General features: G+C 74.1%; 29 protein-coding genes. 19 read left to right on the top strand and 10 right to left on the bottom strand.

Annotation, left to right across the window (positions count from 1 at the left end):
- The first annotated feature begins 102 nt into the window (after nt 1–102).
- Nucleotides 103–2,937 carry a hybrid sensor histidine kinase/response regulator gene (locus SMD20_RS11625; protein WP_329578941.1) on the top strand — a complete coding sequence of 945 codons (2,835 nt, stop codon included), beginning with the start codon at nt 103–105 and terminating at the stop codon, nt 2,935–2,937.
- A gap of 7 nt (nt 2,938–2,944) precedes the next feature.
- Here SMD20_RS11625 and SMD20_RS11620 read toward each other — a convergent pair whose 3' ends face one another.
- Nucleotides 2,945–3,997: a DUF5685 family protein gene (locus SMD20_RS11620; protein ID WP_329578938.1), complete on the bottom strand. Its 1,053-nt coding sequence runs from the start codon at nt 3,995–3,997 to the stop codon at nt 2,945–2,947.
- Between the two features lie 155 nt (nt 3,998–4,152).
- Here SMD20_RS11620 and SMD20_RS11615 point away from each other — a divergent pair, with 155 nt between their 5' ends.
- The 6 genes from SMD20_RS11615 (at nt 4,153) to SMD20_RS11590 (ending at nt 9,240) form a co-directional block, all read left to right on the top strand.
- Entirely contained in the window at nt 4,153–5,067 is a 915-nt protein-coding gene (locus SMD20_RS11615; RefSeq protein WP_329578936.1) for an ATP-binding cassette domain-containing protein, read from the top strand.
- Nucleotides 5,064–5,918, top strand: a complete 855-nt coding sequence (locus SMD20_RS11610; RefSeq protein WP_329578932.1) for an ABC transporter permease — start codon at nt 5,064–5,066, stop codon at nt 5,916–5,918. Before SMD20_RS11615 ends, SMD20_RS11610 begins: the two co-directional genes overlap by 4 nt.
- Nucleotides 5,919–5,973: 55 nt before the next feature.
- Complete coding sequence (locus SMD20_RS11605) at nt 5,974–7,170, top strand: sensor histidine kinase (protein WP_329578930.1); 1,197 nt, start codon at nt 5,974–5,976, stop codon at nt 7,168–7,170.
- Nucleotides 7,161–7,805, top strand: a complete 645-nt coding sequence (locus tag SMD20_RS11600; RefSeq protein ID WP_329578926.1) for a response regulator transcription factor — start codon at nt 7,161–7,163, stop codon at nt 7,803–7,805. The genes SMD20_RS11605 and SMD20_RS11600 overlap by 10 nt, the downstream gene beginning before the upstream one ends.
- 90 nt (nt 7,806–7,895) lie before the next feature.
- Nucleotides 7,896–8,705 (top strand): transglutaminase family protein, encoded by an 810-nt coding sequence (locus tag SMD20_RS11595; protein WP_329578923.1) that lies wholly within the window; start codon nt 7,896–7,898, stop codon nt 8,703–8,705.
- 91 nt (nt 8,706–8,796) lie between these two features.
- Entirely contained in the window at nt 8,797–9,240 is a 444-nt protein-coding gene (locus SMD20_RS11590) for an ATP-binding protein (RefSeq protein ID WP_329578919.1), read from the top strand.
- Here SMD20_RS11590 and SMD20_RS11585 read toward each other — a convergent pair.
- Nucleotides 9,215–10,477, bottom strand: coding sequence for an MFS transporter (locus SMD20_RS11585; RefSeq protein WP_329578916.1), 1,263 nt, complete (start codon nt 10,475–10,477; stop codon nt 9,215–9,217). The genes SMD20_RS11590 and SMD20_RS11585 overlap by 26 nt on opposite strands.
- Before the next feature lie 63 nt (nt 10,478–10,540).
- On the opposite strand from SMD20_RS11585, the gene SMD20_RS11580 reads away from it, so the two are divergent.
- The gene (locus SMD20_RS11580; protein ID WP_329578913.1) at nt 10,541–11,512 is read left to right on the top strand and encodes a LysR family transcriptional regulator; all 972 of its coding nucleotides are present in this window, start codon (nt 10,541–10,543) and stop codon (nt 11,510–11,512) included.
- A gap of 4 nt (nt 11,513–11,516) precedes the next feature.
- Nucleotides 11,517–11,846, top strand: a complete 330-nt coding sequence (locus tag SMD20_RS11575; protein WP_329578910.1) for a hypothetical protein — start codon at nt 11,517–11,519, stop codon at nt 11,844–11,846.
- 12 nt (nt 11,847–11,858) lie between these two features.
- Here the strand turns inward: SMD20_RS11575 and SMD20_RS11570 are convergent, their stop codons facing one another.
- Genes SMD20_RS11570 through SMD20_RS11560 form a run of 3 tightly spaced genes read right to left on the bottom strand, consistent with a single transcriptional unit; the run spans nt 11,859 to nt 15,141 of the window.
- The gene (locus SMD20_RS11570) at nt 11,859–13,376 is read right to left on the bottom strand and encodes an acyl-CoA synthetase (protein WP_329578907.1); all 1,518 of its coding nucleotides are present in this window, start codon (nt 13,374–13,376) and stop codon (nt 11,859–11,861) included.
- Nucleotides 13,377–13,414: 38 nt separating this feature from the next.
- Nucleotides 13,415–14,368 (bottom strand): adenylate/guanylate cyclase domain-containing protein, encoded by a 954-nt coding sequence (locus tag SMD20_RS11565; RefSeq protein WP_329578904.1) that lies wholly within the window; start codon nt 14,366–14,368, stop codon nt 13,415–13,417.
- Between the two features lie 29 nt (nt 14,369–14,397).
- Complete coding sequence (locus SMD20_RS11560; RefSeq protein WP_329578902.1) at nt 14,398–15,141, bottom strand: FadR/GntR family transcriptional regulator; 744 nt, start codon at nt 15,139–15,141, stop codon at nt 14,398–14,400.
- 88 nt (nt 15,142–15,229) lie between these two features.
- Here SMD20_RS11560 and SMD20_RS11555 point away from each other — a divergent pair, with 88 nt between their 5' ends.
- The 5 genes from SMD20_RS11555 to SMD20_RS11535 are packed head-to-tail and all read left to right on the top strand — an operon-like array spanning nt 15,230 to nt 20,279.
- Entirely contained in the window at nt 15,230–16,726 is a 1,497-nt protein-coding gene (locus SMD20_RS11555; protein ID WP_329578899.1) for an ABC transporter substrate-binding protein, read from the top strand.
- 7 nt (nt 16,727–16,733) lie between these two features.
- A complete protein-coding gene (locus tag SMD20_RS11550) occupies nt 16,734–17,672 on the top strand; it encodes an ABC transporter permease (RefSeq protein ID WP_329578896.1) in 939 nt (312 codons plus the stop codon).
- Between the two features lie 10 nt (nt 17,673–17,682).
- Nucleotides 17,683–18,516 carry an ABC transporter permease gene (locus SMD20_RS11545; protein ID WP_329578893.1) on the top strand — a complete coding sequence of 278 codons (834 nt, stop codon included), beginning with the start codon at nt 17,683–17,685 and terminating at the stop codon, nt 18,514–18,516.
- Nucleotides 18,503–19,447 (top strand): ABC transporter ATP-binding protein, encoded by a 945-nt coding sequence (locus SMD20_RS11540; RefSeq protein WP_329578889.1) that lies wholly within the window; start codon nt 18,503–18,505, stop codon nt 19,445–19,447. The genes SMD20_RS11545 and SMD20_RS11540 overlap by 14 nt, the downstream gene beginning before the upstream one ends.
- On the top strand, nt 19,416–20,279 hold the full coding sequence (locus SMD20_RS11535; protein WP_329578887.1) for an ATP-binding cassette domain-containing protein: 864 nt from the start codon (nt 19,416–19,418) through the stop codon (nt 20,277–20,279). The genes SMD20_RS11540 and SMD20_RS11535 overlap by 32 nt, the downstream gene beginning before the upstream one ends.
- Before the next feature lie 18 nt (nt 20,280–20,297).
- On the opposite strand, the gene SMD20_RS11530 is transcribed toward SMD20_RS11535, so the two are convergent.
- Nucleotides 20,298–20,480 (bottom strand): hypothetical protein, encoded by a 183-nt coding sequence (locus SMD20_RS11530; RefSeq protein WP_329578884.1) that lies wholly within the window; start codon nt 20,478–20,480, stop codon nt 20,298–20,300.
- Nucleotides 20,481–20,535: 55 nt separating this feature from the next.
- Between SMD20_RS11530 and SMD20_RS11525 the strand changes: the two genes are divergently transcribed.
- Together SMD20_RS11525 and SMD20_RS11520 are read left to right on the top strand one after the other, a co-directional pair.
- Nucleotides 20,536–21,768, top strand: a complete 1,233-nt coding sequence (locus SMD20_RS11525; RefSeq protein ID WP_329578881.1) for an RNA-guided endonuclease InsQ/TnpB family protein — start codon at nt 20,536–20,538, stop codon at nt 21,766–21,768.
- A gap of 24 nt (nt 21,769–21,792) precedes the next feature.
- Nucleotides 21,793–22,974, top strand: coding sequence for a M20 family metallopeptidase (locus SMD20_RS11520; protein ID WP_329578878.1), 1,182 nt, complete (start codon nt 21,793–21,795; stop codon nt 22,972–22,974).
- 27 nt (nt 22,975–23,001) lie between these two features.
- Here the strand turns inward: SMD20_RS11520 and SMD20_RS11515 are convergent, their stop codons facing one another.
- Nucleotides 23,002–23,763: an SDR family NAD(P)-dependent oxidoreductase gene (locus SMD20_RS11515; protein WP_329578875.1), complete on the bottom strand. Its 762-nt coding sequence runs from the start codon at nt 23,761–23,763 to the stop codon at nt 23,002–23,004.
- A 93-nt stretch (nt 23,764–23,856) separates the two neighbouring features.
- On the opposite strand from SMD20_RS11515, the gene SMD20_RS11510 reads away from it, so the two are divergent.
- Nucleotides 23,857–24,510 (top strand): class I SAM-dependent methyltransferase, encoded by a 654-nt coding sequence (locus SMD20_RS11510; RefSeq protein ID WP_329578872.1) that lies wholly within the window; start codon nt 23,857–23,859, stop codon nt 24,508–24,510.
- A 1-nt stretch (nt 24,511) separates the two neighbouring features.
- On the opposite strand, the gene SMD20_RS11505 is transcribed toward SMD20_RS11510, so the two are convergent.
- Entirely contained in the window at nt 24,512–25,054 is a 543-nt protein-coding gene (locus SMD20_RS11505; protein WP_329578869.1) for a GNAT family N-acetyltransferase, read from the bottom strand.
- 115 nt (nt 25,055–25,169) lie between these two features.
- On the opposite strand from SMD20_RS11505, the gene SMD20_RS11500 reads away from it, so the two are divergent.
- Entirely contained in the window at nt 25,170–25,334 is a 165-nt protein-coding gene (locus tag SMD20_RS11500; protein WP_329578866.1) for a DUF1918 domain-containing protein, read from the top strand.
- Here the strand turns inward: SMD20_RS11500 and SMD20_RS11495 are convergent.
- The gene (locus tag SMD20_RS11495) at nt 25,286–25,861 is read right to left on the bottom strand and encodes a type II toxin-antitoxin system prevent-host-death family antitoxin (protein ID WP_329592509.1); all 576 of its coding nucleotides are present in this window, start codon (nt 25,859–25,861) and stop codon (nt 25,286–25,288) included. The two genes, SMD20_RS11500 and SMD20_RS11495, sit on opposite strands and share 49 nt — an antisense overlap.
- Before the next feature lie 121 nt (nt 25,862–25,982).
- On the opposite strand from SMD20_RS11495, the gene SMD20_RS11490 reads away from it, so the two are divergent.
- Complete coding sequence (locus tag SMD20_RS11490) at nt 25,983–26,489, top strand: methyltransferase family protein (protein ID WP_329578863.1); 507 nt, start codon at nt 25,983–25,985, stop codon at nt 26,487–26,489.
- A gap of 7 nt (nt 26,490–26,496) precedes the next feature.
- On the opposite strand, the gene SMD20_RS11485 is transcribed toward SMD20_RS11490, so the two are convergent.
- On the bottom strand, nt 26,497–26,784 hold the full coding sequence (locus tag SMD20_RS11485) for a hypothetical protein (protein ID WP_329578860.1): 288 nt from the start codon (nt 26,782–26,784) through the stop codon (nt 26,497–26,499).
- Nucleotides 26,785–26,848 lie beyond the last annotated feature (64 nt).

Raw genomic sequence — 26,848 nt, 5'->3', positions numbered from 1 at the left:
TAATAAAGATCGACTTTAGCGCATTCTGCTCAAATTGATCCTCCCACCGGCGGCTGATCCCTCCTAGTCTGGAGCCGGGTGATCGGGAGGAGACGGACGCCGGTGAGATGGCTGCTCGCGGTGACGGCCCTGTGGACACTGCTCGGCCTGCTGCCCTTGGCGCTGCTGACCTCCTCCAGCATCAGCCTGTCCGAGCAGGCGATGAGCAACGAGGTCAGCGACCGGGTCAAGACCACCGCCTCGGTGAGCCGGGTCGTCGTGGAGCAGCAGATGGGCTCGCTCAAGCAGCTCGTCGTCGCCTTCGCCGAGCAGCCCCGTGTCCGCGAGGCCGTCAAGGACGCCGGCGCCGAGACCCTGCGCGGCTACCTCGCCGAGCTCAAACGCAGCCGCGACGACGGCGTCAGCGGCCTCATCCTCACCTCGCCCGAGGGCGAGATGCTGGGCGCCGAGCCGCCGAGCGCGCTGCCCCAGGACATCGGCAACGCCGACTGGTACCGCGCGGTGCGCGACCGCCGGCAGGCCCACGTCTCGCAGGCGTACACGCCGACCATGCGCGACGTCTCCCGCGCCGTCGCCGTCGCCGCGCCCATCCCCAGCGCCGACGGCGAACGCATGCTCGGCATCCTCACCGTCGTCTACAGCCTGGACGCCATCCAGCGCTTCGCCGAGGAGGCCGCCAAGGCCCAGAACATCCGGCTGCTCATCACCGACCGGGCCGGCGTGCTCGTCGCCGACCCCGGCAGGAAGCTGTACGCCCTCACCTCGCTGCGCGAGGATCCGCGCGTGGACGCGGCGCTGGCCGGCCGCACCTGGAACGGCAGCTTCCGCGGCATCGACGGCACCGTCCTGTCGGCCTCCGAGCCCATCCCCAGCATCGGCTGGACAGTGACCGCCGAGGTGTCGGCGTCCGAGGCGCTGGCCTCCGCCGAGCAGTTGCGCGGCACCGTCGTCACCGTCGCCGGCCTGCTCGCCCTGCTCATCCTCATCGGCCTCGGCATCCAGATCCACTCCACCCGCGGCCGCCGCCGCGCCCAGGCCACGCTCGCCCGCTACGCCGCCGAGCTGGCCGCCGCCAGGGACGAGGCGGTCAGTGCCTCCAGCGCCAAGTCCGAGTTCCTGGCCAAGATCAGCCACGAGATCCGCACCCCGATCAACGGTGTGCTCGGCATGAACTCCCTGCTCATGGGCACCCGCCTGGACGAGGAGCAGCGCCACTACGCCACCACCGCCCAGGAGTCCGCGCAGAACGTGCTGCGCCTGCTCGACGACTTCCTCGACCTGTCCAGGATCGAGGCAGGACACCTCCAGGTGGAGGACGCCCCGTTCGACCTGCCGCGCCTGTGCGACGAGGTCGTGGCGCCGCTCGCGCCGCTCGCCTACGAGCAGGGACTCTGGCTGACGCTCCGCCTCGACGAGAACGTGCCCCGCCAGGTCTCCGGCGACCCCGCCCGGCTGCGGCAGATCCTGGTGAACCTGGTCGGCAACGCGCTGAAGTTCACCGTCCAGGGCGGCGTGGACCTGCACGTCTCCCTGGAGGAGGGTGAGCCGGGCGAGCCGCGGGTGACGCTGCGCTTCGCCGTCTCCGACACCGGCGTCGGCGTCCCCCCTGACGACCGCGAGCGGGTCTTCGGCGTCTTCCGCCAGGTCGACTCGCCCATCACCCGCCGCACCGGCGGCAGCGGCCTCGGCCTCGCCATCGCCCGGCAGCTCACCGAGCTGATGGGCGGCGAGATCGGGCTCGACAGCGTGGAGGGCGTCGGCAGCCGGTTCTGGGTGCGGCTGCCGATGGACGTGCTCACCTGGTCGGAACCGGGAGCCGGGGCGCTGCAGGGGCGGCGGGCCCTCGTCGCCGACGCCCGCCCCGAGGACCGGGCGCTCGCCGGGCGCTACCTGTCCGAGGCCGGGCTCGCCGTCGAGGAGACCAGGGACGCCCGCTCGGCGCTGGTGCAACTGCGCACCGCGGCGGCCGGCGGCGGCCCGTACGAGCTGGCCGTCGTCGCGCTCGACCTCGGCGCCGAGGGGAGCGGCTCGCTCGCGCACGCCATCCTCAGCGACCCGCTGCTCCAGAGCACCAGCGTGGTCGTGGTCGTCACGCCGGGCCGGGCGCGCTTCGCCTGGCCGGCCGCCGCCGGCGAGCGGGCCGTGCAGTCGATCACCCGGCCGCTCAGCCGCCGCCGCCTGCTCGCCGCCGTCGAGAACGCCCTCGGCGTCGCCGAAGGCTGTCCCGGGGAGCCGCGCGAGCTCGTCCAGGACCCGGCGGGGGAGCCCGGCGGCGTGCGCATCCTGGTCGCCGAGGACGACGAGGTCAGCCGCCAGGTCGCGATGCTCGTCCTGCGCCAGGCCGGGCACGAGGTGGACACCGTGGACGACGGCGCGCAGGCCGTGCGGGCCGTCCTGACCGGCGGGTACGACCTGGTGTTCATGGACTGCCAGCTCCCCGTGCTCGACGGCCTCGCCGCCACCGCCGAGATCCGGCGGCGCGAGGAGACGCGCACCCCCATCATCGCCATGACCGCCGCCGCCATGCCGGACGACCGCGTCCGCTGCCTGGAGGCCGGCATGGACGACCACCTGGCCAAACCGGTGGACTGGCCCCGGGTGCTGGCCAGGATCCCCGAGTGGGCCGCCTACGGCAGCCTGCCGCCGGAGCTGGCCGGGCTGTCGCCGGAGGCGGTCGCGGACGTGGCGCAGGCGTACCTGGCGACCGCGCGGCGCACCTTCGAGGACCTGCGGGCCGCCGCGGACGCCGGCGACCACGCGCGGCTGGAGGCGCTGGCGCACCGGCTCAAGGGGAGCTGCGCCACCGTGGGCGCCACCCGGGAGGCCGAGCTGTGCCGGCGGGTCGAGGACCTGGCGCGGGCCGGCGCCGTCGAGCGGGAGGCCGTCGAGGAGCTGGACGAGCTGCTCAAGGAGACGCCCCAGTGGATGCTCGGCTGAGCGGCGATCAGTTGCCGCAGCCGTCGCAGCAGTCACAACACTTGCAGCAGTTGCCCACCTCGCAGCAGCTCCCGTCGCCGAAGTAGCAGCGGTCCTCGCACGGGCGGCCGGCCCGCCTGCTCCAGCGCGGACGCCAGATCCCGCAGGTGAAGAACGTCGCGACGCCCGCCGCGGACTTCCTGATCCAGCCGGGCCGCTCGTAGGAGGCGGTCTCGGCGAAGGCGCGGTCGACGGCCCGCCGTACCTCGCCGACCAGCAGCGCGTCCACCAGGTGCCGGTCCTCGAACGCGGCCTCGCGCAGCGCCAGCTCCAGCCCGTGGGCCGCGTCCTCGCACAGCCGCCGCGCCTCCCGCGCCGGGGTGGCGGTGACGGTCAGCGGGTTGAACGCGCCGCGCGCCTCGTCGTCCGCGCGGTCCTCGACCGCGTCCAGCAGGTGCGCGAGGCGGCCGAAGAAACGGCCCGCCTCGGCCAGCGCGGCCGCGTTTCCCGGCCGCCCGGCCAGCTCCGCGGTGTACGCGAACGCCGCCGCCACCGCCTCCTCCGTAGGAGCGGTCAGCGTGAGGATGCCGGTCGCGGGCCCGGCGGAGCGTTCCACGTCGAGCTGACGGTCCACCGTGGCGGTCAGCGCGGCGGCGTCGAAGCCCACCCCGGCGGCGAGCCTGGCCCCGCCCTCCTGCCAGCGGGCCGCCAGCCTCCGCCGGGCCGCCACCGTCCCGAACGCGGCCTCGCCGTCGGCCACGTGGTCGCGCAGCTTGCCCGCGGCCAGCACCAGCGAGACCGCCGCCGCCAGCCGGGCGCCGCCCGCCCGCGCGTCCACCACCTCGGCCGGGCGGAACCCGCGCAGCGCGCACGGCCCCGCCGTCCGGCGCGGCGCCGTGCCGGACGGGAGCTGGGCCTCGGTCAGGACGGACACGACCAGCGTGTCGTAGTTGGTGGCCGGCCGCGCGCCGTGACCCTCCCCGTCACGTAACGTCAGGCACAATCCGCACAGGTGCGCCCGCCACGCCTGCATCAAGGACGGGCAGCCGTGCGCGGCGCACGGGCGGAGAATTCCGAACACGAAGACCTCGCTCAGGGGATGAAGATTCCGGCTGGCGCGCATGGTAGGGCCTGCCGCCGCTCCCCGGCATCCCCACCATGGGGGTTTACCGCCATCGAAATCGGCGGTCCGCCACCATGGTCGCGGCCCCGCCCGCCCGCCTAGCGTGAGGCGGCGTGATCAGACTGACGGGACTGAGCAAACGGTACGGCGACCGCCTCGCCCTCGACGACCTGACCCTCGATGTGCGGCCCGGCGCGGTGACCGGCTTCCTCGGGCCGAACGGCGCGGGCAAGTCGACCACCATGCGGCTGATCCTGGGCCTCGACCGGCCCACGGCGGGCGCCGCGCTCATCGGCGGCGTCCCGTACCGGCGGATCAGGAACCCCCTGCGCGCCGTCGGCGCGCTGCTGGACGCGCGGGCGCTGCACCCGGCCCGCACCGGCCACGCCCACCTGGTGGCGCTGGCGCGCAGCAACGGGATCCCGCGCAGGCGGGTCGGCGAGGTGCTGGAGGCCGTCGGCCTGGCCGGAGCGGCCCACCGCAGGGCCGGGGCGCTGTCGCTGGGCATGAGCCAGCGGCTCGGCATCGCGGCGGCGCTGCTCGGCGACCCCGGGGTGCTGCTGTTCGACGAGCCCGTCAACGGGCTCGACCCGGACGGGGTGCGGTGGGTGCGCGGGCTCATGCGCTCGCTCGCCGCCGAGGGCCGGACGGTGTTCGTCTCCAGCCACCTCATGAGCGAGATGCAGCTCACCGCCGACCACCTGGTGGTGATCGGCAAGGGCCGGCTCATCGCCGACGCGCCGCTCGCGGAGGTCATCGCGGGCAGCTCGCTGACGGCCGTGGTGGTCCGCACCCCGCACGCGAGAGAGCTGGCCGCCCGGCTGCGCGCCGCCGGGATCGAGGTGACCCGGCCGGGCGAGAACGAGCTGGTCGCGACCGGCGCGCCCGTCGAACGGGTCGGCGACCTGGCGCACGAGGCCGGCGTCAGGCTGCACGGGCTGCGGGTCAGGGAGGCGTCACTGGAGCAGGCCTACCACGAGCTGACCGAGGGCGACGTCGAGTACGGCGCGGGAAGGAGAGGCGCATGAGCGCGACGACGGGGCGGGACGCCGGGGGCGTACGCGTCCTGTGGCAGGCGGCCGGCGCCGAATGGGCGAAGCTGTGGTCGGTGCGGTCCACGTGGTGGTGCCTGGCGGCGGCGTTCGCCCTCATGGTGCTCGCCGCCGTGACCCTCGGCGGCGCGTCCGCGACCGCCGCGCTGCGCGCGGCCGAGTCATCCGAGGCCCTGCGCGAGGCCGGGCCGTCCGCCGCGCCCGTGCCGGCCAGCGAGGCGGCCGTGTCGGCGACGTCGTTCGCCCAGTTCGCCCTGGTGGCGCTGGCCATGCTGACGATCACCGCCGAGTACGCCTCCGGCTCGATCCGCGTCACCCTCCAGGCCGTCCCCGTACGCGGGGTGATGCTGGCCGCCAAGGCGCTGGTGCTCGTGCCCGTGATGGCCGCCACGGGCGTGCTGTCGGGCGCGGCGGCGGCCGCGGCCGTGTACGCGCTGCTGTCGCTCGACGTGTTCGGCGGCCTGGTCGTGCTGCCGGCCGGCGAGGTCGTACGTGACCTGGCCGGCATCGGGGTGTACTTCGCGCTGATCGCGGTGCTCACTCTCGGCGCCGGGGCGGCCCTGCGCAGCGCGGCCGGGACGCTGACCGTCGTGTTCATGCTGCTCATGGGGCTGCCGCTGCTGCTCATGATGACCGGCAGCGGGCCGGCGGTGGCGCTGTCGCTGCGGATGCCGCTGTTCGCGGGGCTGGCGTTCATGGGCAGCACGGACAACCTGACCGGGGGGCCGATCCCGTACTCGGTGGGGGAGGGCCTGGCCTGGCTTCTGGCCTGGACGGCGGCGGCCCTCGCGGCCGGTCACGCGGTCCTGCGCCGCCGTGACGCCTAGACTGCGACGCCTGGACCGGGCCGGGGCCGGGGGCGTGGAGCGAGGGAGTGAGCAGGTGACGGAGGGCGCGAGCACGGCCGGCCGGCCTTCCTTGTGGCGGGTGCCCGTCGGGGTGCTGCTCGGCACGGTCACGGGCGTCGCCGGGCTGGCGCTGATCTGCCTGGGCTGGCCCGCGCTCCTCGTCCCCGCGGCTCGTCCCGCCGCCCGGCGGGTCGTCGCGCGGCTGGCGGCGCTGGAACGCGCGAGGCTCGCCCGCTGGTACGGCCACGAGAGCGCGGGGGAGGGCGGGCTCGGATTCGTCGCCGCGCGGGCCGCGGTGGGCGCGCTCGCCGGGTACGCCTGCTGGAACGCGCTGTTCCTCGCCGTCCTGCTGCTGCTCGGCGGGCTGTGGGACCTCGTGCTCGGCGGCTCGGAGCCGGTGCCGGTCACCCTGCCCGGCGTACGCGTCGTGACCAGCAGCGGCGTGCTCGGGCTGACCGCCGGGCTGGCCGTCCTCACCCTGACCGCCCTGCTGACCCTGGCCGCCGCCGTGCTCGACCGGGCCGTCGCGGCCCGCTTCCTCGGCCCCGACCGCCAGGAACGGCTGCGCCGGCGCGTGGCCGAGCTGACCGAGTCCCGTACCGGCATCGTCAGAGCGGTGGACGACGAGCGCCGCCGCATCGAGCGGGACCTGCACGACGGCGTCCAGCAGCGCGGCGTGGCCCTCGCCATGCTCCTCGGCCGCGCCCGCCACCAGATCGCCCCGGACGGGGCCGCCCCGGACGAGGCCGGCCGGGCCCGAGCCGCCGAGCTGATCGACCAGGCCTACACCGAGTCGCGCCGGCTCCTCGACGAGCTGCGCGGCGTGGCCTGGCGCATCTACCCGACCGCCCTGGACGAGCTGGGGCTGCGGGCCGCGCTCGACGGCGCCGCCGAGCGGGCCGGCGTGCCGGTCACCGTCCACTACGGGCTGGCCGGGCGGCCGGTCTCCGAGGTCGAGACCGCGCTGTACTTCGTGGCCCGCGAGGCGATCACCAACGCGGTCAAGCACGCCGCCGCTCATGACATCCTGGTGGTGCTGAGCGAGGACGAGCGGACGGTGAGCGTGGCCATCTCTGACGACGGCAGGGGCGGCGCCGACCCGGCGGGCGGCGGGCTGTCCGGCCTGGCCCGGCGGGTGCGGGCCCTCGACGGCGAGCTGAGCGTGCACAGTCCGCCCGGCGGCCCGACGAGGATCACCGCCACGCTGCCCAAGGCGCCCGCGTGCGGCTGATCCTGGCCGACGACTCCGTGCTGCTGCGCGAAGGGCTGACCCGGCTGCTCGACGAGGCGGGCCACGAGGTGGTCGCCGCTGTGGCCGACGCGCCCGCGCTGCTCGACGCCGTCGAGCGGCACCGTCCCGACGTGGCCGTGGTCGACGTGCGCATGCCGCCCACCCACCGCGACGAGGGGCTGCGGGCCGCCCTGGAGATCCGCGAGCGCCACCCGGAGATCGGCGTGCTGGTCCTGTCCCAGTACGTCGAGCAGCACTACGCCGCCCGGCTCCTCGCCGGCTCCACCGAAGGGCTGGGCTACCTGCTGAAGGACAGGGTCTCCGAGGTGGCCGAGTTCCTCGGCGCGCTGGAGCGGGTCCGGGCGGGCGGCACGGCACTGGACCCGGAGGTGGTCCGTAGCCTCCTGGCCCGCGCGACCCGCGCCGACCCGCTGAGCCGGCTCAGCCCGCGCGAGGCCGAGGTGCTGCGCCACCTCGCCCAGGGCCTGACCAACGCCGCCGTCGCCGAGCGCCTGCACGTGTCGCTCAGCACCGTCGAGAAGCACGTCAACGCCGTCATGGACAAGCTCGACCTGCCCCGCGACCCCGGCTACAGCCGCCGGGTGCTCGCCATCCTGCGCTACCTCGGCGCCTGAGCGGCCCGCCGCTTGTAACATCCGGTGCCGCCCGGCGAAACATGCCTCTCCTACCCTCCGCCGCATGGCGGGCAACAGAGAGGCGATGGCATGGGCTGGCGCTTGAAGGTCTCGCACGTCACGCACGTGGAGTACGACGGCGAGGCGCACTCCTCCTACAACGAGGTCAGGATGACCCCGGCGCACAATGTGCTCTCCAGCCGGGTCACCGTGACCCCGTCCGTCCCCGTCTTCACCTACGAGGACTACTGGGGAACGAAGGTGACCTCGTTCGACGTGATGGAGCCGCACACGTCGCTGACGGTCGAGGCCGTCAGCAGGGTCGAGACGGGCGGGCCGCCCCGGCGCGTGGCGGCCGGTTACGACCCGTCGCTGAAGGAGCTGCTGCGCTCCACCCCGATGACTTCGGTCGGCCCCGAACTGGAGGAGCTGGCCCGGGTCCAGGCGCTGGGACGCGACCCCCGCGCGACGGCCGGGGCGATCTGCGAGATGGTGACGGCACGGGTGGCGTGCCTGCCGGGTTCGGGCGGCGTGCGGGCCTCCGCGCAGGAGGCGTGGGACCTCGGCAAGGGCGCCTGCCAGGACCTGGCGCACCTGACGGCGGGCCTGCTGCGCGCCGCAGGGCTGCCCGCCCGCTACGTCTCCGGCTACCGGCACCCGCGGCCCGCAGCCGAGGTCGGCGAGCCGGTGGACGGGCAGAGCCACGCCTGGGTGGAATACTGGGCCGGGGAGTGGCTGCCGCTCGACCCGGCCGGCCGCGGCCACGTCGGCGAGGCGCACGTCGTGGTCGCCCGCGGCCGTGACTACTCCGACGTGCCGCCGCTCAAGGGCGTCCACCGGGGCCCGTCCGGCAGCCGCCAGGAGATCACGGTGACCCTCACCCGGCTCGCGCCCGCCTGACTGCGCACCGGCTCAACGTCTTCTCAACACCGTTCCCCGCATGCTGGCCTCAGCCCCGCCGGCAGCGGGGAGCGGAGACGAGGAGGCCACCATGACCGGCAGGATCGCGAACGGACCGGCGAACGAGATCGCGTGCGGACTCACGGGCGGGCTCACGGGCGGGCTCGCGGCGGAGTTGCGGCGCTGCCTGGCCGAGTGGTCGCGGCGGACGGGGATCGCCGTCGAGACGTGGGCCCTGCCGGCGGGCGAGGTCCCGCCGCGGGCCGCCCGCGCCGTGCCGGCCGCGCTCCGCGAGGCCCTGACGCTGGCCGGACGCGAGGCGGCGGCGGTCTCGCTCGTGTCCGTCGCGGTGACCTGCGGCGACCGGGGCCTGCGCGTGACGGTCAGCGACAACGGCGCGGGCCTGCCCGTGGACGAGAGCGGGCCGGAGGTCACGGCCATGCGGGCCGCCTTCGCCGCGGCGGGCGGCACGATCTCGGTGCGCGCGGTGCCCGGCGAGGGCACGACCGTCACCGGCGTGCTGCCTCCGCGGTAACCCGGCCGCGGCCGTCCGCGAGCGCCGTGGCGCGGGCGCGGCCGCTGGTGAGGACGACGGCGAGGGCGGCGAGCAGGAGCCAGGCCGTGGTCAGCGCGATGAGCCACGGCCAGCCCGCGCGGCCGTACACCACGCTGCCCACGGTGCCACCCGCGCCGCTGCCCAGGTAGTAGCAGAGGGTGTAGAGCCCGGCGGCCCGCCCCCGCGTGCGGGGCGACGCCTGCGCGGTCACCCAGGCGTTCGCGATGGCGTGCGCCGCGAAGAACCCGGCCGTCAGCACGGCGAACCCCAGGGCGATCACCGGCAGCGACGGGTGCAGGGTCAGCGCCGACCCCGCGACGGTGACGAGCAGCGCGGTCACCAGCGCCGCCGTCCGCCCGAAGCGCCCCGCCAGCCGCCCGGCCGCCGCCGACGACATGGTGCCCATCGCGTATGACAGGAACACGAGGGACGCCGCGGCCGGGGCGAGCGCCAGCGGCGGCGCCGCCAGCCGGAACCCGGCCGCGTTGTAGAGCGCCACGAAAGCCCCCATCGCCAGCGCCCCCACCGCGCAGGGCACCCACACCCCGGCCCCGAGCGGCCCCCGAGGCTCGCCCGCCGCGCGCTCCGGCGGGGCGGCGGGCGTACCCGCGCCCGTCCTCGGGAGGGTCAGGGCCGCGAACAGGGCGCACGCCAGCGCCACCGCGGCCACCACGGCCAGGGACCCGTGCCAGCCCAGGGGCGCGGCGGCGAAACCGGTGCCGAGCCGGCCGAGCATGCCGCCCACCGAGTTCCCGGCGATCATCGCGCCGACCGCCGCCGCGAGCCGCTTCGTCCCCAGCGCGTCCGCCAGGTACGCCGCCGCCACCCCCGCGAACCCGGCGATCGCCACCCCCTGCACGGCCCGCATGCCGAGCAGCACGGGGAAGGTCGGCGCGAGCGGCAGCAGCAGCCCGAGCACCGCCGACACGAGCACCGACCACACGATCACCCGCCGCCGCCCGACCCGCTCGGCCAGCGCCGCGACCGGCAGCACCGCGACGGCGAGCGCCCCCGTGGCCACGCCGACGGCCAGCGACGCGCTCCCGGGGTCCAGCCGGAACCCCTCGGCGAGCTGCGGCAGCACCGCCTGCGGCGCGTAGAGCAGCGCGAACGACGACAGCCCGCCGGCCGCGACGGCCGCGCTGACCCGCCGCGTCCCGCGTGGCGTGCTGTCGCCGGGCGCGTTCCGAACCTGCTGCCGCTCGTGGAGGACCATGCCGTCAACGCTAAGCAAAGCTAATAAATGCGTCCAATACCGCGATGACCGATAATTCATACCGTGACGTATGAATCGGCCGACGCCGCCGACGACCGGCTGGCCGCCCGCCTGGCGCCCGCCCTCGCCCTGCTCGCCGCCGTCGGCGAGACCGGCCACGTGACCCGCGCCGCCGAGCAGCTCGGCATCCCGCAGCCCACCGCCAGCCGCCGCCTCGCCGCCCTGTCCGACCTGGTCGGCGCGCCGCTGGTGCTCCCGTCCGGCCGCGGCATCCGGCTGACCAGGACGGGCCGTACGCTGGCCGCCGCCTCCGGCCGCGCGCTCGGCGCGCTCGCCACGGCCGCCCGCGAGGTGCGGGAGGAGATCGACCCGGCCAGCGGGCGCGTCGTCCTCGGCTTCCTGCACCTGCTCGGCCGCACGCTCGTGCCGTCGCTCATCCGGCGCTTCCGCGAGCGCAACCCCGGCGTGCGCTTCAGCCTGGCGCAGGGCTCGCGCCAGGACATGCTGCGCGCCCTCCGCGAGGGTGACATCGACCTGGTCTTCGTCGCCCCCATGCCGCTCGGCGACCCGGACCTCGCCGGGCGGCCGCTCGCCGACCAGGAGCTGGTGCTGGCCGTCCCCCCGGGCCACCGTCTCGCCGGGCGGGCGCGGGTGCGGGCCGCGGAGCTGGAGGGGGAGGAGCTGGTGACGCTGGAGCACGGGTACGGGCTCCGGCAGATCACCGACGACCTGTGCGCGGCGGCCGGGTTCGAGCCGCGCATCGCCTTCGAGGGCCAGGAGTCGGAGACCGTCCGCGGCCTGGTGGCGGCGGGCCTCGGCGTGGCCGTCCTCCCCCGCACCGACCCCGCGCCGGCCGTCGCCGGGGTCGTGGAGGTTCCTCTGTCACCGCCGCTGTCCCGGACCATCGGGATGTGCTGGGTGGCGGGGGAGCGCCTGACCCCCGCCGCCCGCGCCTTCCGCGACCACGCCTGTGCCGCGCCCCTGGACCTCGGCCCGGGGTTCCGCCCGCCCACCGTCCCGGGCACGGCAGACTGATCACATGACGCACGACGGGGACGCGGGCGTGCCGGGCTCGCTGGCGAGGGTGCTCGCCGACGTGACCGCCGAGCGGGCCGCGCAGGACGCCAGGTTCGGCATGCAGAAGCTGCCAGACGGCACCGGCGGCGCCGACGCGGCCGGCCGCGCGGCCGCGGCCTGCGACGAGACGGACGCCGCGGACCGCGCCGGCACGCTCACCTGGCGGCACATCCTGGCCGAGGAGGTGCTGGAGGCGTTCGCCGAGACTGATCCCGCCCGGCTGCGCGCCGAGCTGGTCCAGGTCGCGGCGGTCGCCGTCAAGTGGGTGCAGGCCCTCGACCGCCGCCCGTGACGGGGGCGGGCCTCAGAACGCCTCGCGCAGCTCCCGCTTGAGCACCTTGCCCGAGGCGTTCTTGGGCAGCGCCGCCACGAACGTCACCCGCTTCGGCGTCTTGAACGGCGCCAGCCGCTCCCGCAGGAACGCGACCAGCTCCTCCTCGGTGACCGAGGCCCCGTCGCGCACCACCACGGCGGCCGTCACCGCCTCGATCCACCGCTCGTCCGGCACCCCGAACACGGCCGCCTCCGCCACCGCCGGATGCTGGTAGATGGCCTCCTCGACCTCCCGGCTCGCCACGTTCTCGCCGCCGGTCTTGATCATGTCCTTCTTGCGGTCCACCACGGACAGGTAGCCGTCGGCGTCCATGACGCCGAGGTCGCCGCTGTGGAACCAGCCGCCGCGGAACGCCTCGGCGGTCTTGTCCGGGTCGTTCCAGTAGCCGAGCATGGCGTGCGGGCTGCGGTGCACGATCTCGCCCACCACGCCGGGCGGCACCGGCCGGTCCTCGTCGTCGACGATCCTCGTCTCGACGTTCAGCGCGGGCCGGCCCGCCGAGCCGAGCCGGGTGAGCTGCTCGTCGGGGCCGAGGATCGTGGCGACCGGCGCCATCTCGGTCTGGCCGTAGAAGTTGAACAGCCGCACCTGGGGCAGCCGGGCCGCGATCTCCTTCAGCACCTCCACCGGCATGATGGAGGCGCCGTAGTAGCCCTTGCGCAGCGACGACAGGTCGCGCCGGTCGAAGTCGGGGTGGCGCAGCAGGCCGATCCAGACCGTCGGCGGGCAGAACAGCTTGGTCGCCCGCTCGGCCTCCACGGCGGCCAGGATCGCGCCGGGGTCGGCGCCGGGCAGCACGATGTTGGTAGCCCCGAGGTAGATGCCGGGCGTCAGGAAGCAGTGGAGCTGGGCGCAGTGGTAGAGCGGCAGGGCGTGCACCTCGACGTCGTCCTGGCGCATCTCGCCGTCCACGACGCAGGTGACGTACTGGGCGATGAGGCCGCGGCTGGACAACGTCGCGCCCTTGGGCCGCGACTCGGTGCCGCTGGTGTACATGAGCTGGATCGGGTCGTCGTCGGCGATCTCGGCGGACGGCTCGCCGTCGTCGTCGTGCGCCGCCCACTCGGCGAAGGGCTCCCACCCCGCGTACGAGCCGATGACCCCGCGCACCCGCACCGCCTCGCCCGCCGCCGCGGCGGCCACCGGGGCCAGAGCCTCCTCCACGAGCAGCCCGATCGCGCCGGAGTGCTCCAGGATGTAGCCGACCTCGTCGGACTTCAGCATGAAGTTGATCGGCACGGAGACGGCCCCCAGCCGGGCCAGCGCGAAGTACGCCATCACGAACGCGTCGTTGTTGTGGCTGAGCACGGCGAACCTGTCGCCCTTGCCGACGCCGCGCGCGGCCAGGGCGTTGGCCACCCGGTTCACGGCCCGGTCGAGGTCGGCGTAGCTGTGCCGCCGGTCGCCGTGCACGAGCGCGGTCTTGGCGGGGTGACGGGCGGCGGAGCGCCGCAACAGGTCACCGATGGCATGCTGGCGAGTGGTCAAGGGGCACCCCTCAATGAGCAGAACGATGTTCGGTGATCCTAACCCCGCGTCACGGTGAACGGCGCGAGCTCGCCCAGCCCCCGCACCGACAGCCGGTTGACCTCCCGCAACCGGAAGGCCCGGTCGCCCTCCAGCTCCTCGGCCGTCTCCGGCCCGGCCAGGATCGTTCCAGGGAGCGCCAGCGCGGTCAGCCGGCTGGCCAGGTTGACCGTGGTGCCGAACACGTCGCCCATCCGCCAGATCACCGGCCCGGTGGCGAGCCCCACCCGCAGCTCCGGCATGCCCTTGGCACGCGGGTGCTCCACCAGCCGCAGCGCGATCTCGGCCACCACGTGCGCCTTGTCGGCCACGAACAGCACCGAGTCGCCGAGCGTCTTCACCACTCGCCCGCCGCCGGAGGTGACGATGTCGGCCGAGGTGCCCTCGAACCTGTCGATCAGCCGGGCCAGCTCGCTGCCGGTGATCTGCCGGCTCAGCCGGGTGAAGGCCACCAGGTCGGCGAAGCCCACCGACAGCCGCACCGCGCTCATGTCCTGCTCGGCGATGCGGCCGGCGGCCGCCGCGAGCTGCCGCTGCCAGGCGTAGACCAGCAGCCGTGCGAGCTCCGGCACCACCTTCTCGGCCCGCCGCCGCCAGGCCCGCGGCCGGTCGGCGAGCGGCACCCCGGCCTGGTCCAGCTCCTCCACGCCCAGCTCGGCCTGCGACTCGGCGAGGCGCGCCGTGGCCCGGCCGAGCGAGCGGGCCATCAGCAGCATGTGCTCCTCGTCGTAGAGGCCGGAGCTGACCATGCCGATCATGGTCTTCAGCGCCTCGACGTCGGAGTCGGTGAACTCGACGGCGTCGTCGGCCACGTTCGCGAAGCCGAGGGCGCGCCAGAACCGCCGCGCGCGATAGACCGGAACCCCCGCCATCTCGGCGACCTGGTGGCTGGTGTATCGGCGCGGCTCGCGCAGAAACGCCTCGATCAGCCCGTCCCCATCCGCGCGCCCCACGGGGGAAACATAACACCCTGTGGGGCAAATCACTCCAGAAGCGCCCTTAGGGCGGCGCGTTCCTCGGCCGGGAGGTGGCCCGCGTAGTAGTCGTACATCGACTGCCGGGTCAGCCGGGCGGCCAGCGGGCCGTCGCCGGCGCGCAGGGCGGCGATGACGTCCTCGTGGTGGGCGACGCTGCGGCGCATCAGCGCCTCCCGGTCCGGCGCCCGCGCGAGCCGGTCCTCGACGAGGCCGACCATGACGGCGCGGACCACGTCCGTGCAGACCTGGATGAGCTTGTTGCCGCCGGCCCGCGCCACCGCGTCGTGGAAGGCGGCGTCGGCCGCGCCGAAACCGGCGGCATCGGCCGCCTTCATGTCGTCCACCGCCGCCGCCATCTCCGCCAGGTGCTCCTCGGTGCGCAGGCGCGCGGCGAGCAGCACCGCCGCCGCGTCCAGCACCATCCGGAACTGCACCAGCTCGCCCAGCGACAGCTCCGACACCCGGGCCAGCGTGGTCATCGACTTCTTCAGCACGACGGGGGAGAACGGCAGCACCTCCGCGCCGTTGGGGTCGCCGGGGCGCGAGCGGACCAGGCCGCGCGCCTGCAGCACCCGCAGCGCCTCGCGCACCGTGGAGCGGCCGACCGAGAACTGCACCATCAGCTCCCGCTCGCTCGGCAGCCGCTCGCCCGGGGTCAGCGCCCCGCTCTCCACGGCCTCCTCGATCTGCTCCACGACCCGCTCGTACGCCCGCACGGCGCGCACCGGCTCGAACCGCGGACCACCCATGGACGCCCCCTTGACCCGAACCGCCGCACACTGGCAGTGTGCGTAGCCTACTGGTCAGACCAGTGCACTAGCCAGGAGGCTGCAAGACATGAGGCGCATCGGGATCTGGATCGCCGTGGGCGGTCTCCTGCTGGGCACCGCCGCGTGCGGCGGCGGCTCCGGAGGCGGTCCGGACGCCGGGGGCACGCCCAAGGCCGCGTCGCTGTCGGTCGGCGCCGTCGCCGAGCCCGCGAACCTGGACTTCACCTCCACCGAAGGCGCCGCGATCCCGCAGGCGCTGCTCGTCAACGTCTACGAGGGCCTGGTCAAACTCGACCAGAACGGCAGGATCGTCCCCCTGCTGGCCGAGAAGTGGGACGTCTCCGGCGACCGCAGGACCTACACCTTCACCCTGCGCCCCGGCGTGAAGTTCAGCAGCGGCGCCCCGTTCACCGCCGACGACGTGGTCTTCTCCCTCGACCGGGTCAAAAGCGACTGGAAGCTCAAGATCAAGGCCCAGCTCGACGTCGTCGACAAGGTCGAGAAGAAGGACGACACGACCGCCGTCGTCACGCTCAAGCGCCCCAGCAACGGCTTCCTGTACGCGATGGCGACCAGGCTCGGCGCGATGTTCAGCCGCACCGGCGTCGCCGACCTGCCGAACAAGCCCGTCGGCACCGGCCCGTACGTGCTCGGCTCCTGGCGGCGCGGCGACTCGATCCGGCTCGACGCCAACCCCGCATACTGGGGGACGAAGCCGGCCCTGTCGTCGGTCACGCTGAAATACTTCAAGGACGCCACGGCGATGAACAACGCGCTGCTCACCGGCGGCATCGACGTCATCTCCAGCGTCCAGGCCCCCGAGTCGCTGCAGCAGTTCGCCGACCCCGGCCGCTTCCAGGTCATCGAGGGCACCACCAACGGCGAGGTCGTGCTGTCGATGAACAACGGCCGCCCGCCCTTCGACGACAAGAACGTGCGCCAGGCCGTCCGGCACGCCATCGACCACAAGGCGCTGCTCGACACCGCCTGGGCCGGGCGCGGCCAGCTCATCGGCTCGATGACGCCGCCCACCGACCCCTGGTACGAGGACCGCACCGGCGACTACCCCTACGACCCGGCCAAGGCCAGGCAACTGCTCGGCGGCAAGACCTACACCGTCAAGATGCGCATCCCCAACCTGCCGTACGCGGTGGCGAGCGCCCAGGTCGTCAAGTCGCAGCTCGCGCAGGTCGGCATCACGGCCGACATCGAGCCGCTGGAGTTCCCCGCCCGCTGGCTCGACCAGGTGTTCACCAAGGGTGACTACGACCTGTCGATCATCAACCACGTCGAGCCCCGCGACATGGGCATCTTCGCCGACAAGTCCTACTACTTCCGCTACGACAACCCCGAGTTCGGCAAGCTCCTCGCCGCCGCCGACGAGGGCACCGAGCAGGAGCAGACCGACGCACTCAAGCAGGCCGCCAAGCTGCTGTCCGACGACGCCGCCGCCGACTGGCTCTTCCTGTTCCCCAACCTGATCGTGGCCAAGAAGGGCGTCACCGGCCTGCCGCAGAACGCCATCGCCGAGTCCTTCGACTTCACCGCGCTCGCCAAGCAGTGACCCCCGCATGACCCTCTACCTGGTCAAACGCCTGGCGGTGCTGGTGGCGAGCACCGCCGTGGCGGGGGTCGTCGTCTTCGCCTTCATGGCGCTGCTGCCCGGCGACCCGGCCGAGATCGCCCTCGGCGTCAACGCCACCCCGGAGGCCGTCGCCGAGCTGCGCGCGCAGTTCGGCACCGACCGGCCCCCGGTCACGCAGTTCCTCGACTGGTTCGGCGGCCTCGCCCAGGGCGACTTCGGCACCTCCTACGTCACCAGCGCCCCCATCGGCCCGCAGATCACCGACCGGCTCGGCGTCACGGCCGTGCTCGTGCTCGGCGGCATGGCCGTCGCGCTGGCCGTGGCGGTGCCGCTCGGCACGTACGCCGCCGTCCACCACCGCGACCCGCTGGGCGCGGCCGTCAGCGCGCTCAGCCAGGTCGGCATCGCCGTCCCGGCGTTCCTCGCCGGCATCCTGCTGGTGTTCGTCTTCGCCGTGAAGGCCCAGGCGCTGCCCTCCGGCGGCTACGTCCCGTTCGCCGAGGACCCGGGGGAGTGGCTGCGCGGCCTGCTGCTGCCGTGGCTGTCGCTCGGCCTGGTGCAGGGCGCCGTACTGACCCGATATGTGCGCAGCGCCGTCCTCGACGTCCTGCGCGAGGACTACCTGCGCACCGCCCGCGCCAAGGGCCGCGGCCGCACCGGCGCGCTGTGGCGGCACGGCCTGCGCAACGCCTCCGTCCCCGTCGTCACCGTGCTCGGGCTGCAACTGGCCACGCTGCTGATCGGCGCGGTCGTGGTCGAGCGCGTCTTCGTCATCCCCGGGCTCGGCGACCTGCTGCTCAACGGCGTCGCCGGGCGCGACCTGCTGCTCGTCCAGGGCGTGGTGATGGTGCTGGTGGCGGCCGTGCTGCTGATCAACTTCGTGGTGGACGTCGCCTACCACCTGCTCGACCCGAGGCTGCGATGAGAGGGCTGCGATGAGAGGCCGGCTCAACGCGGGGCTCGTCACCGGCGGCGCGCTCGTCGCCGTCGTGGTGCTGGCCGCGCTGGTGTCGTTCGTGTGGACGCCGTACGACCCCACCCTCGTCGACGCCACGGCCAAGCTGCACGAGCCCGGCGGCGGCCACCTCCTCGGCGCCGACAAGTTCGGCCGCGACACGCTCAGCCAGCTCATGGTCGGCGCCCGCACCACCCTCTACGTCGGCGTCGTCGCCGTCGGCATCGCCGCGCTGCTCGGCACCCCGCTCGGCGTGCTCGCCGGCATGACGCCGCGCGGCTGGCTGTCCGAGCTGGTCATGCGGGTCAACGACCTCGTCTTCGCCTTCCCCGCGCTGCTGCTGGCCGTCATGCTCGGCGCGGTCTACGGGGCAGGGACGCTCACCGCGATGATCGCCATCGGGGTGGCCACGGTGCCCGCCTTCGCCCGGGTGGCCCGCGCCGCCACGCTCCAGGTCATGGTCACCGACTACGTGCTCGCCGCCCGCGCCGCCGGCCGCCGCGCCGGCGCGGTCGCGCTGCGGCACGTACTGCCCAACATCTCCTCCGTGCTCATCGTCCAGGCGTCGGTGTCGTTCGCCATCGCCATCCTGGCCGAGGCGGCGCTGTCGTTCCTCGGCTTCGGCACCCGCCCGCCCACCCCCTCCTGGGGACGGATGCTCCAGGAGTCGCAGGAGCTGCTGTTCTCCACCCCGCGCCTCGCGCTGTGGCCCGGCCTGGCCATCGCGCTCGCCGTGCTCGGCTTCAACCTGCTCGGCGACGGCCTGCGCGACTTCCTCGACCCCAAGCTGAGGGGGATCCGTGCTGACGGTTGACGGGCTCACGGTTGACGGGCTCACGGTTGATGGGCTCGGCGTACGGGCCGGCGACACCGAGCTGGTGCGCGAGGTGTCGTTCACGATCGGTCCTGGCGAGCGGGTCGGGCTGATCGGCGAGTCCGGCTCCGGCAAGTCGCTGACCGCGCTGTCGCTCATGGGCCTGCTGCCCGAGGGCGTCACCGCCACGGGGCGGGCCACGCTCGCCGGCCACGACCTGATCGGCGTGCCGGAGAGCCGGCTCAAGCGGCTGCGCGGCCGGGACGTGTCGATGGTCTTCCAGGAGCCCATGACCGCGCTCAACCCGCTCATGCGGGTCGGCGCCCAGGTCGCCGAGGTCATGACCCTGCACGGACGGAGCCGCCGCGAGGCCCGCGCCCGCGCCGTCGAGCTGCTCGAACGGGTGCGGCTGCCCGAGCCCGCCCACCTCGCCCGCGCCTACCCCCACCAGCTCTCCGGCGGGCAGCGCCAGCGCGTCATGCTCGCCATCGCCCTCGCCAACGAGCCCGCGCTGCTCATCTGCGACGAGCCCACCACCGCGCTCGACGTCACCGTGCAGAAGCGCATGCTCGACCTCATCGCCGAGGTCGCGCCCGCGCTGCTGTTCATCACCCACGACCTCGCCGTGGTCGCCGCCGTCTGCGAACGGGTCCTCGTCATGTACGGCGGCCGCGTCGTCGAGTCGGGCCCCATCCGCGAGGTGTTCACCCGGCCCCGCCACCGCTACACCGAAGGGCTGCTGGCCGCCTCCCGGCTCACCCCGCGCGGCACCCGCCTGCCCACCATCAGTGGCGGCGTCCCCGCGGCCGGGCACTTCCCCGACGGCTGCGTGTTCAGGAACCGCTGCCCGCACGCCGACGCGCTCTGCGAGACGGTCCCCGCGCTGACAGGAGAAGGCCATGCCCACGCATGCCGGCACCCCGCGGGCTGACGGCCCCGGCGAGCCCCTGATCGAGGTCCGCGGGCTGAGCCGCGTCTACCGCCGCCCCCGCACCTCGCTGCTGCGGCCGGGCACCGCCGTCCACGCGCTGCGCGACGTCTCGCTGACCGTCGCCAGGGGCGAGCGGTACGGCATCGTCGGCGAGTCCGGCTCCGGCAAGTCCACGCTGCTGCGCCTGCTGTGCGCGCTCGACCGGCCCACCTCCGGCACCATCGCCTTCGACGGGCGGCCGGTCACCGGCCGCCCCGAGCGCGACCTGCGCTTCCTGCGGGAGAACCTGCAGATCGTCTTCCAGGACCCGATGAGCTCGCTCGACCCCCGGATGCGGGTGCGCGACCTTGTCGCCGAGCCGCTCGTCGCCCTCGGCCTGCCCGTCGGCGGGCGGGTCGCCGAGCTGCTGGACGCGGTCGGCCTGCCCGCCGGGGCCGCCGACCGCTACCCGCACCAGTTCTCCGGCGGGCAGCGCCAGCGCATCGCCATCGCCCGCGCCCTCGCGCCCCGTCCGAAGGCGCTGGTCGCCGACGAGCCCGTCAGCGCACTGGACGTCTCCGTACGCGGGCAGATACTCAACCTGCTGGCCGACCTCGTCGACGAACTCGGGCTGACGCTCGTGTTCGTCTCGCACGACCTGTCCGTGGTGCGCCACGTGTGCGAGACGGTCGCGGTCATGCACCACGGCGAGATCGTCGAGAGCGGGCCGGTGGACGACGTGTGGGCCGCGCCGGCGCACCCCTACACGCGGGCGCTGCTGGAGGCCGTACCGACGCTGGAGGATCTGACCGAACTCGAAGGGCGCAAGGCCTGGCCTTCAGACCGGGGTTAGCCCGGGCGTGGGTGCCCGCTAGGGCGCGAGTGTGCCCTGACCCGCACGTTCTCGCTGTTCGGCCCACCACGTGTAGGGGACGAGGACAGCTTGGGTTTCGCCGTATTTCTCCACGATGGTGTGTTCCCCAGCCAGGTGTGCGGCCTCGACGCGGCGGCCCAGATTGTTGCGGAGTTCTCGAATGCTCATACGCTCGACCATGATTGTACATGGTACCATTAGAGATCTTGAGCGGCTCTGTGAGGGGAGGTGTTTCATGCTGTCCGGCCGCAAGTGCCGGGTCGAGTTCACCCCGGCACAGGTCGAGTTCGCCGAGCGGGTCGGAGGTATCTGCCGGTCGGTGTGGAACACCGGCCTGGAACAGCGCCGCGTCTACCGCAAGCGCGGCGCGTTCATCGGCTACGCCGAGCAGTGCAAGCAACTCGCCGACGCCAAGCAGGATTTCGGATGGCTGGCAGACGCGCCGTCCCACGTGCTCCAGCAGACGCTCAAGGACCTGGACCAGGCGGTCAGAACCCACGGGACATGGAAGGTCCGGTGGCGGTCGCACCGCGGGTGGTCGCCATCGTTCCGGTTCCCCGACGCCAAGCAGATCATCGTGGAACGGATCGGCCGCAAGTGGGGCCGGGTGAAGCTGCCGAAGTTCGGGTGGGTGCGGTTCCGCTGGTCACGCCCGCTCGGTGGAGCCGTGCGTTCAGCCACGATCGCCCGCGACGGCAGGCACTGGTTCGTGTCGTTCCTCGTCGAGGACGGTCGGGTCACCCCCGAGACGCATCCAGGTCCGGCTGTGGGGATCGATCGGGGAGTGGTGGTCGCCGCTACCACGAGCGACGGGGATTTTTACGATCGGCCGTTCATCAGCGGCGGCGAGACGCAGCGGTATCGCCGTCTCCAGCAGCAACTCGCCCGCACCCGTAAGGGCGGCAACCGGCGTGAGCGCGTGGTGGCCAAGCTGGCAACGATCATGCGGCGGGTCCGGTCCCGTCGCGCGGACTTCAACGCCCGGCTCGCCGCGCAGCTCACCAGGCGGTACGGCACGGTCGTGCTGGAAGACCTCAAGACGAAGAACATGACGGCCGGCGCGAAGGGCACCGTTGAGCGGCCCGGCTCGCGGGTCGCTCAGAAGTCCGGCCTCAACAAGGCGATCTTGGAAAAGGGCTGGTACGGGCTCGAACGCGCAGTCAACAACGCGGCCCGGTACACCGGCAGCAGAGTGATCAAGGTCCCGGCGGCGTACACGTCCCAGACGTGCTCGGCGTGCAGGGTGGTGGATGCGGCATCGCGTGAGAGCCAAGCGCGGTTCGCCTGCACCTCCTGCGGCCATGTCGAGCGCGCCGATGTGAACGCCGCCAAGAACATCAAGGCCGCCGGGCAGGCGGTCTCAGGGCGTGGAGACCTCGCCACCAGGCGGTCTGTGAAGCGTCAACCACTCCGGCCACGAGCGCGGCGGCCTGCCGCGTCAGCGGCACGGGGAATCCCGGTCCTTTAGTCTTTAGGGCCGGGAGGAAGTCAAGTGATCGAGGTCGACGCCGCCGGAGTGGTGGAGTTCACGCGGGAGCTGGTGCGCGTCCCCAGCACCAACGACCCCGGGCGGCGCGAGCGCGCCGCCGCCGAGCTGGTCGCGGACCGGATGCGTTCGTGGGGCTGGAAGCCCGCCTGGTACGAGGTGGAGCCCGACCGGCCCAACGTCGTGGCCGTGGTCGAGGGGGGCGGCGGTGACGGGCCGACGCTGATGTTCGAGGGCCACACCGACGTCGTCACCGAGGGCGACCTGTCGGAGTGGACCGTCGACCCGTTCGGCGGCGAGCTCCGCGACGGCCGGCTGTGGGGGAGGGGCAGCGCCGACATGAAGTCCGGCCTGGCCGCCACCCTGTACGCCACCCGCGCCCTGCAGCTCGCCGGCCCGTTCCCCGGCCGGATCAAGGTGTGCGCGCTGGCCGACGAGGAAGGGCTCATGATCGGCGCCCACCACTTCGTCGCCGAGGGGCTCGCCGCCGACGTGGACGGCGCCATCGTCGCCGAGCCCGAGGCCGGCGAGATCTGCGCCGTCGCCAAGGGCGCGCTGCGGCTGCGCGTGGACCTCACCGGCAAGATGGCGCACGGCGCGATGCCGCAGCACGGCCGCAACCCGATCGCCGCCGCGGGGCCGCTGCTCGTGGGGCTCGCCGAGCTGCAGGAGGAGCTGCAGCGCCGGCATCCGGCCCACGAGCACCTCGGCGAGGTGTACGTCACGCCGACCGTGCTGCGGGCCGGCTCGCACGAGCAGGTCAACGTCATCCCCGCCACCGCGTCCGTCTTCGTGGACGTGCGCACGGTGCCCGGCGTCGAGCACCAGGACGTCGCCGACCGGGTGGCCGCGCTCGCCGCCCGCGCCGCCCGCGACGGGATCGCCGCCGAGGTGTCGGTGCTGGTGGACCGGCCGCCCGTGGACGTGCCCGTGACCGACCCGGTGGTGGCCGCGCTGGCCGCCGCCCACCGGACGGTCACCGGCGAGGAGCCCGTGTACGGCGGGGTGCCCGGCTCGACCGACGGCACCGTGCTCACGCACTGGGGCGGCATCCCGTCGGTCGTCTACGGACCGGGCGGCAAGTGGATCGCCCACCAGGCCGACGAGTACGTGGAGATCGAGGAGATCGTCCGCTGCACCCGCGTCTTCGCCGAGGCCGCCCGCCGCTTCCTCACGGGCGACCACTGACGGGCCTTCCGGGGCCGGCAGGGCGGCTCAGTTGGGCGGGTCGAAGCGGCCGTCCACGGCGGTCCAGCCGCCGTCCACGTACAGCACCGAGCCAGTGACGAAGCTGGCCGCGTCGCCGGCCAGGTACACCACGGCCCCGGCGATCTCCTCCGCCGACGCCCATCGGCCGAGCGCGGACTTGGCGGCGTAGGCGGCGTACCAGTCGGGGTGGTCCTTGATCTGGCGGGTCAGCGGCGTCTCGACGACGCCGGGCGCGACGGCGTTGACGCGCACGCCGTACGGGCCGAACTCGGCGGCGGCCGTCCGCAGCAGCTGCACCAGGCCCGCCTTCGTGGCCGCGTACGCGCTCTGCCCCGGCTCGGTCACCGACGCCCGGATGGACGCGAACCCGATGATCGAGCCGCGCCGCCGCTCCACCATGCCCGCGCCGAAGGCCCGTACGACGTCGAACGACCCCCGCAGGTTGAGCCCCACCACCCGGTCGAACTCCTCGCCGGTGTAGTCGAGCAGCCGCTTGCGCACGTTCGTGGCGGCGGTGAACACCAGCACGTCGGCGGGCTCCTCGGCGGCGGCCGACCGTACGGCGTCGGGGTCGAGCACGTCCAGCAGCCGCGCGGCGCCCCCGCAGGCGGCGGCGCTCTCCTGGGCGGCGTCCAGGTCGCGGTCCGCGCAGACGACGGACGCGCCGTGCGCGGCCAGCGCCAGCGCCGCCTCCCTGCCGATGCCGCTGCCCGCCCCGATCACCACGGCACGCCGCCCGTCCAGGCGGAACAGCCCCTCATATCCCATGAGGGCACCTTAACCACTGGTCTGACCAGTGCACCAGGTTGTGCAGCGGTCGCGTGGCGGAAACTGTCGGTGCCGCCCGGCAGGATGACCCGCATGCGACACCCTGACACTCACCCCGGCACCGCGGCGTTCTGGGACGCCGCCGCCGACACGTTCGACGACGAGGCGGATCACGGCCTGCGCGACCCCCGCGTCCGGGCCGCCTGGGCCGCTCGCCTGGCCGCCTGGCTGCCGCCGGGGGACGGGCGGCTCGACGCGCTCGACCTCGGGTGCGGCACGGGGTCACTGTCGCTGCTGCTGGCCGAGGCGGGTCACCGCGTCACGGGCGTCGATCTCGCGCCGCGCATGGTGGAACGGGCGCGGGCCAAACTCGCGGGCACCGGCGCCGTCGTGACGGTCGGCGACGCCGCCGCGCCTCCGGTGGGGGAGCGGCGCTTCGACGTGGTGCTGTCCCGTCACCTCGTCTGGGCCCTGCCCCGGCCGGAGGAGGCGCTGGCCCGCTGGGCGGGCCTGCTGCGCCCCGGCGGCCGGCTCGTCCTCGTCGAGGGCCGCTGGAGCACGGTCCCCCGCCGCGAGGGCACGCCCTGGGACGGCGGGGTCGCGGCGGCCGACCTGGTGGCCGCGCTGCGACGGCTCCCCGTCCCACTGACGGACGTCCACGTCGAGCCGCTCACCGACCCGCTGCTGTGGGGCAAGGAGATCACCGACGAGCGCTACACGGTGACGGCGACCCGACCGGACGCGTAGGTCAGGGGGAGGCGGGGTGCCGGTGTTCGAGGCGGAGCTCATACTCGACCTCGCCCTGCTCCGCGCCCTCGATCGGGTCCGGCCAGTCCTCGGAGAACGTCCGCACGAGCCGCATCCCGCACTTCTCCATGACCCGCCGCGACCGCAGGTTGACCGCCATCGTCTGCGCGAACACCCGCCGCGCCCCCAGCTCGCCGAACGCCTTGTCGATGAGCGCCAGCGAGCCCTCCGTCGCGTACCCCTTCCCCCAGGCGGCGCGGTGCAGCCGGTAGCCCAGCTCAAGCTCGTCGGCCGGCCCGCCCTTGGGCGGGCGCAGGTGGAACCAGCCGATGAAGCCGCCCGACGACTTCTCGACGGCCGCGTGGAAGCCGCCGCGGACGAACCGCGGCAGGGTCTCCCCGAGGATCCGCTCGCGCGGGACCGGCTTGCCGCCGTTGAGGTACCGCATGACCTCGGCGTCGTTGTGCAGGGCGATCAACTGGTCGGCGTCGGCGGCCGTGAAGGGGCGCAGGACCAGCCGCGGGGTCTCAAGAGGGTTGTCCACTGGGCACACGCTAGCCATCGCTATGTCTGGTTCTCGACCGGTTTTCGCATGGGTGCGAGCCGTGTCGCCCGCCTTTCCCGGACGGCCGCGCTAGCGCGCTATTGAGAGCAGGCGCGTGCACGGCAATGTCGTCGGCCAGGCCGGCCGCAAGGCCGTGATCGTGGAGGTACGCGGCCCCGACGGCGCGCCGCCCCACGTCGTACGCTTCGGCGACGGCCACCCGCTGTTCGTCTACCCGGGCCCCGACGCGGTGGTGCTGCCAGGAGAGCCGTCCGGCTGACCCGGCGGCGGCCCGGCGAGGGAGCGCAGCGCCTGCGCGGCGTCGCGTCCCGACCCGGCCGCGACCTGCGTGCCGTCGGCGTCGCGGGCGATGGCGACGATCAGCCCGCCCACCGGGTCGCGGGCCAGCGTGACCGTGTGGCCGCCGGCGAGCAGCGCGTCGGCGTCCGGGCGGCGCGGCGCGGCGGGCGGCTCCAGCAGCAGGCGGGCCGCGACCAGCGCCGCGACGGGGGTGCGGTGGCGGGTGAGGAGCACGGGCTCGTCGTCGTACGGGCCGGCCACCTGGCGGACGAGGTCGCCGAGCTTCGAGCGGGCCGTCGACAGCGACACGACCGGCAGCCCGGTCAGCACTCCGGCCACCCGCGACAGCGGCACCAGCGCCGCCCACTCCCAGCGCTCGCGGGTGATCAGGCTGACCTGGCCGTTCCTGGCGGCGTCGACGAGCGAGCCCCAGCGGGCGCGCGCGTCCTCGACGGCGACCGGCGTGCCGAGGCGGGCCACGAGCTCCTCGTACGAGGGCCGCTCCATGTTGATCACCGGTGAATCGTAAGGCTCCTTACAGAAGTTCGCCAACCCGCCAGGGCGTTGACGGCGCCGGAGCCTGCCGCCTAAACTCATCAAACAGTGAATTCTGGGTGAGGAGCACCCTATGCGCAGGAATCCCGCCGCGGTCGTCAGCGCACTCTTCTTCGCCGCCGCACCCGGCACCGTCGCCGCCCTCGGGCCTTACCTCGTCGGCGGCTGGCGGACGCACGAGCCGTTCCCCGTACAGATCATGGTCCCGCTCCGGGTGGCGGGGGCGATCCTGGTCGCGGCCGGGCTGGTGGTGCTGGTGCACGCCTTCGTCCGCTTCGTCGTGGAGGGGCTCGGCACGCCGATGCCGGTCGCGCCGCCCGAGCAGCTGGTCGTCGGCGGGCTGTACCGGTACGTCCGCAACCCGATGTACGTCGCGATCCTGACCGCGATCATCGGCCAGGCCATGGTCTTCGGCGATCGCGGCCTGCTGTTCTACGCCGTCGCCGTGGCCCTGGCCGTGTGGTCCTTCGTGCACTGGTACGAGGAGCCGGACCTGCGCAGGCGATTCGGGGCTGCGTACGACGACTATCGCGCGCAGGTGCCAGGCTGGTGGCCGCGGCTGCGCCCGTTCCGTCCCTGAGGCCGGCTCAGGGGAGGGACCGGCCGATGCGGAGGCGGAGCCGGTCGCCGTGGCGGGCGGCCTCGCGCACGCTCCACAGCTGCTCGTCGACCACCGTCCCCTGGGACGTCATGTAGCCGCCCACCCGCAGCACCGGGCGTCCGGCGTCGTCGTGCAGGAGTTGCGCCCGCGACTCGGTGTCGTCGCCGAAGACGACGAGGAAGTCGTCGGTGCCCGCGGGGGCGTCCAGGATGAGGTCGGGAGACAGATGGGAGTGGGGGACCGCGATGACGTACTGGCTGGCGTATTCGCTCACGAGGAGAGCCACTACCCACGCGGGCGTGGACAAGGCGTCTCACTAGCCGGGGGCGGGATACCGC

Origin of the sequence: Nonomuraea sp. LP-02, from assembly GCF_036289125.1 — a bacterium.
In the GTDB taxonomy this organism is placed as follows: Bacteria; Actinomycetota; Actinomycetes; order Streptosporangiales; family Streptosporangiaceae; genus Nonomuraea; species Nonomuraea bangladeshensis.
This window is presented reverse-complemented; position numbering and strand designations above follow the sequence as displayed.

Excerpts from the sequence above, each read along its gene's own strand:
- SMD20_RS11555 (WP_329578899.1), top strand. The coding sequence starts at position 15,230 with ATGAGGCGCATCGGGATCTGGATCGCCGTGGGCGGTCTCCTGCTGGGC.
- SMD20_RS11610 (WP_329578932.1), top strand. The coding sequence starts at position 5,064 with ATGAGCGCGACGACGGGGCGGGACGCCGGGGGCGTACGCGTCCTGTGG.
- SMD20_RS11535 (WP_329578887.1), top strand. The coding sequence starts at position 19,416 with ATGCCCACGCATGCCGGCACCCCGCGGGCTGACGGCCCCGGCGAGCCC.
- SMD20_RS11590 (WP_329578919.1), top strand. The coding sequence starts at position 8,797 with ATGACCGGCAGGATCGCGAACGGACCGGCGAACGAGATCGCGTGCGGA.
- SMD20_RS11575 (WP_329578910.1), top strand. The coding sequence starts at position 11,517 with ATGACGCACGACGGGGACGCGGGCGTGCCGGGCTCGCTGGCGAGGGTG.
- SMD20_RS11515 (WP_329578875.1), bottom strand. The coding sequence starts at position 23,763 with ATGGGATATGAGGGGCTGTTCCGCCTGGACGGGCGGCGTGCCGTGGTG.
- SMD20_RS11595 (WP_329578923.1), top strand. The coding sequence starts at position 7,896 with ATGGGCTGGCGCTTGAAGGTCTCGCACGTCACGCACGTGGAGTACGAC.
- SMD20_RS11510 (WP_329578872.1), top strand. The coding sequence starts at position 23,857 with ATGCGACACCCTGACACTCACCCCGGCACCGCGGCGTTCTGGGACGCC.
- SMD20_RS11490 (WP_329578863.1), top strand. The coding sequence starts at position 25,983 with ATGCGCAGGAATCCCGCCGCGGTCGTCAGCGCACTCTTCTTCGCCGCC.
- SMD20_RS11585 (WP_329578916.1), bottom strand. The coding sequence starts at position 10,477 with ATGGTCCTCCACGAGCGGCAGCAGGTTCGGAACGCGCCCGGCGACAGC.
- SMD20_RS11560 (WP_329578902.1), bottom strand. The coding sequence starts at position 15,141 with ATGGGTGGTCCGCGGTTCGAGCCGGTGCGCGCCGTGCGGGCGTACGAG.
- SMD20_RS11530 (WP_329578884.1), bottom strand. The coding sequence starts at position 20,480 with ATGGTCGAGCGTATGAGCATTCGAGAACTCCGCAACAATCTGGGCCGC.
- SMD20_RS11545 (WP_329578893.1), top strand. The coding sequence starts at position 17,683 with ATGAGAGGCCGGCTCAACGCGGGGCTCGTCACCGGCGGCGCGCTCGTC.
- SMD20_RS11525 (WP_329578881.1), top strand. The coding sequence starts at position 20,536 with ATGCTGTCCGGCCGCAAGTGCCGGGTCGAGTTCACCCCGGCACAGGTC.
- SMD20_RS11550 (WP_329578896.1), top strand. The coding sequence starts at position 16,734 with ATGACCCTCTACCTGGTCAAACGCCTGGCGGTGCTGGTGGCGAGCACC.
- SMD20_RS11495 (WP_329592509.1), bottom strand. The coding sequence starts at position 25,861 with ATGGAGCGGCCCTCGTACGAGGAGCTCGTGGCCCGCCTCGGCACGCCG.